The sequence below is a fragment of the Natronospira sp. genome, assembly GCF_007134575.1.
Lineage (GTDB): Bacteria > Pseudomonadota > Gammaproteobacteria > Natronospirales > Natronospiraceae > Natronospira > Natronospira elongata.
This window is the reverse complement of the sequence record NZ_SLKM01000242.1, coordinates 1-2595: the sequence shown is the minus strand read 5'-3', so window position 1 is coordinate 2595 and position 2595 is coordinate 1. Positions and strand designations below refer to the sequence as shown.

The 2595-nt window shown below is 65.7% G+C and carries 2 protein-coding genes; one reads left to right on the top strand and one right to left on the bottom strand.

Features of this window, described 5'->3' with window-relative positions:
* On the bottom strand, positions 1 to 1776 hold a 1776-nt coding region (gene aceE, locus ACJWXQ_RS09545; protein WP_406672693.1), incomplete at its 3' end, for a pyruvate dehydrogenase (acetyl-transferring), homodimeric type.
* Between the two features lie 244 nt (positions 1777 to 2020).
* Here aceE and ACJWXQ_RS09540 point away from each other — a divergent pair.
* Positions 2021 to 2595, top strand: a 575-nt coding sequence (locus ACJWXQ_RS09540; protein ID WP_406672692.1) for an argininosuccinate synthase domain-containing protein, incomplete at its 3' end; no start/stop codon positions are given.

The window sequence follows — 2595 nt, the reverse complement described above, 5'->3', positions numbered from 1 at the left end:
CGGGATCATGTTGACCCCGTGCGTCGAATAGGCGGTGGCGGCGGCCAGCCAGTCGCAGTACCCGCCCGCCTCGCAGATGCCCTCCTCGAGGATCTGGCCCTTCTTGTCCTCGCGGTAGTACATGATCGAGCCGGCGTCTTCCGGCGTGTAGAGCTGGCCGACCGGCGAATAGATGCCGATCTGGCGGAACATGCCGTCCATGCCGAAGGTGCGGGCCTCGTCGGGGACGATGGGCACGATGTTGGGCCCGATCTTCTTGTCGCGCGTGAGCAGCGTGAGCATGCGCACGAAGCCCATGGTGGTGGACATCTCGCGCTCGCCGCTCGACTCCAGCATGCCCTGGAATACATCGAGCGTCGGCACCTTCAATGGTGCGGCGAGTGTCTTGCGCTGCGGCAGGTAGCCGCCGAGCGCCTTGCGCCGCTCGCGCAGATACTGCATCTCGTCGGAGTCGTCGCCGGGATGGAAGTACTCGGCGTTCTCCGCAGCCTCGTCGGAGATCGGGATGCGGAAGCGGTCGCGGAACGTCTTCATCTGCTCCGCGTTCATCTTCTTCTGCTGGTGGGCGGTCATCTCGCCCTCGCCGGCCTCGCCCATGCCGTAGCCCTTGACCGTCTTGGCGAGGATGACCGTGGGCTGGCCCTTGTGGTGCGTGGCCGCGTGATAGGCCGCGTAGACCTTGTGCGGATCGTGCCCGCCCCGGTTGAGCCGCCAGACGTCCTCGTCCGACATGTTCGAAACCATGGCCTTGAGTTCGGGGTACTTGCCGAAGAAGTTCTCGCGGACATAAGCGCCGTCCTTCGACTTGTAGACCTGGTATTCGCCATCGACCACCTCGTCCATGCGCTGGCGCAGGAGGCCGTCCCTGTCCTTGGCCAGCAGCGGATCCCAGTACGATCCCCAGATGACCTTGATGACGTTCCAGCCGGCGCCGCGGAACATTGCCTCGAGTTCCTGGATGATCTTGCCGTTGCCGCGAACCGGGCCGTCAAGCCGCTGCAGGTTGCAGTTGACAACGTAGACGAGGTTGTCGAGTTTCTCGCGGCCGGCGAGCGAGATGGCGCCCAGGGACTCGGGTTCGTCGACCTCTCCGTCGCCCATGAACACCCAGACCTTGCGATCGCGCGCGGCCGCGAGTTCGCGGTCCTGCATGTACTTCATGAACCGGGCCTGATAGATGCCCATCATCGGCGCCAGGCCCATCGACACGGTCGGGAACTGCCAGAAGTCGGGCATCAGCCATGGATGCGGATAGCTGGAAAGGCCGTTGCCGTCGACTTCCTGGCGGAAGGCGTCGAGCTGACTCTTGGTCAGGCGGCCTTCGAGAAAGGCACGGGCGTAGATGCCGGGTGCCGAGTGGCCCTGGATGAATACGAGGTCACCGCCGTGGTCGGCGCTGGGCGCGCGGAAGAAGTGATTGAAGCCGACATCGTAGAGCGTTGCCGCCGAGGCGAAGCTGGCGATGTGGCCGCCGAGCGTGGAGTTGGCGTTGTTGGCGCGCACGACCATGGCGGTCGCGTTCCAGCGGATGTACGAGCGGATCTTCCATTCGAGATCGTGGTCGCCGGGGCTGCGTTCTTCCAGATGGGCCGGGATGGTGTTGACGTAGCCCGTCTCCGGGGAGAAGGGGATGTTGATCCCGGAACGGCGGGATTCGTCGATCAGGCGCTCGACGACATAATGGGCACGGTCGGGGCCGTCCGCCTCAATCAGGGTGTCGAGCGAATCCAGCCATTCCTGGGTTTCCTGCGGATCGGGATCTTTCGGCTCGGTCATGGATGTACTCCTGGCGCGGCGGGCCCGGCGCAACCGGCCGGGTGCTTCGGGACGGGGCCTGTGCCGACACCTGCGTCCCGAGACCGGGGATGCGGCGCGGCGCATCCCGGAAATCGCCCGGATTGTGCCACGATGGGCCGCACGGCTGCCACTTGCCGGCAGTCGGCAGGCGGCCAAGTCGGGTACAATCGCCGCCCCCGGGGCACATGGTGCCGAGGCAAACCAGATTTCGGGAGCAGATGGTATGAATGGCGTGCGCAAGGCGGTACTCGCCTATTCCGGAGGTCTCGATACCTCCGTGATCCTCAAGTGGCTGGAGGATGTCTACGGCTGCGAGGTGGTGACCTTCACCGCCGACCTCGGCCAGGGCGAGGAAGTCGAGCCGGCCCGCGCCAAGGCTGAACAGCTCGGCGTGCGCGAGATTCATGTCGAGGACCTGCGCGAAACCTTCGCCCGCGATTACGTCTTCCCCATGTTCCGCGCGAACACCGTCTACGAGGGCGAGTATCTGCTGGGCACCTCGATCGCCCGCCCGCTCATTGCGCGCCGGCTGGTCGAGATCGCGCGCGAGACCGGCGCCGACGCCATCGCCCACGGCGCGACCGGCAAGGGCAATGACCAGGTCCGGTTCGAACTGGGTGCCTACGCACTGGCGCCCGACATTCGCGTCATCGCGCCCTGGCGCGAGTGGGATCTGAACTCGCGCGAGCGCCTGCTCGCCTACGCCGAGGAGCACGGCATCCCGATCGAGAAGAAGAAGGGCGGGGGGTCGCCCTATTCGATGGACGCCAACCTGCTGCACATCTCCTACGAGGGCGG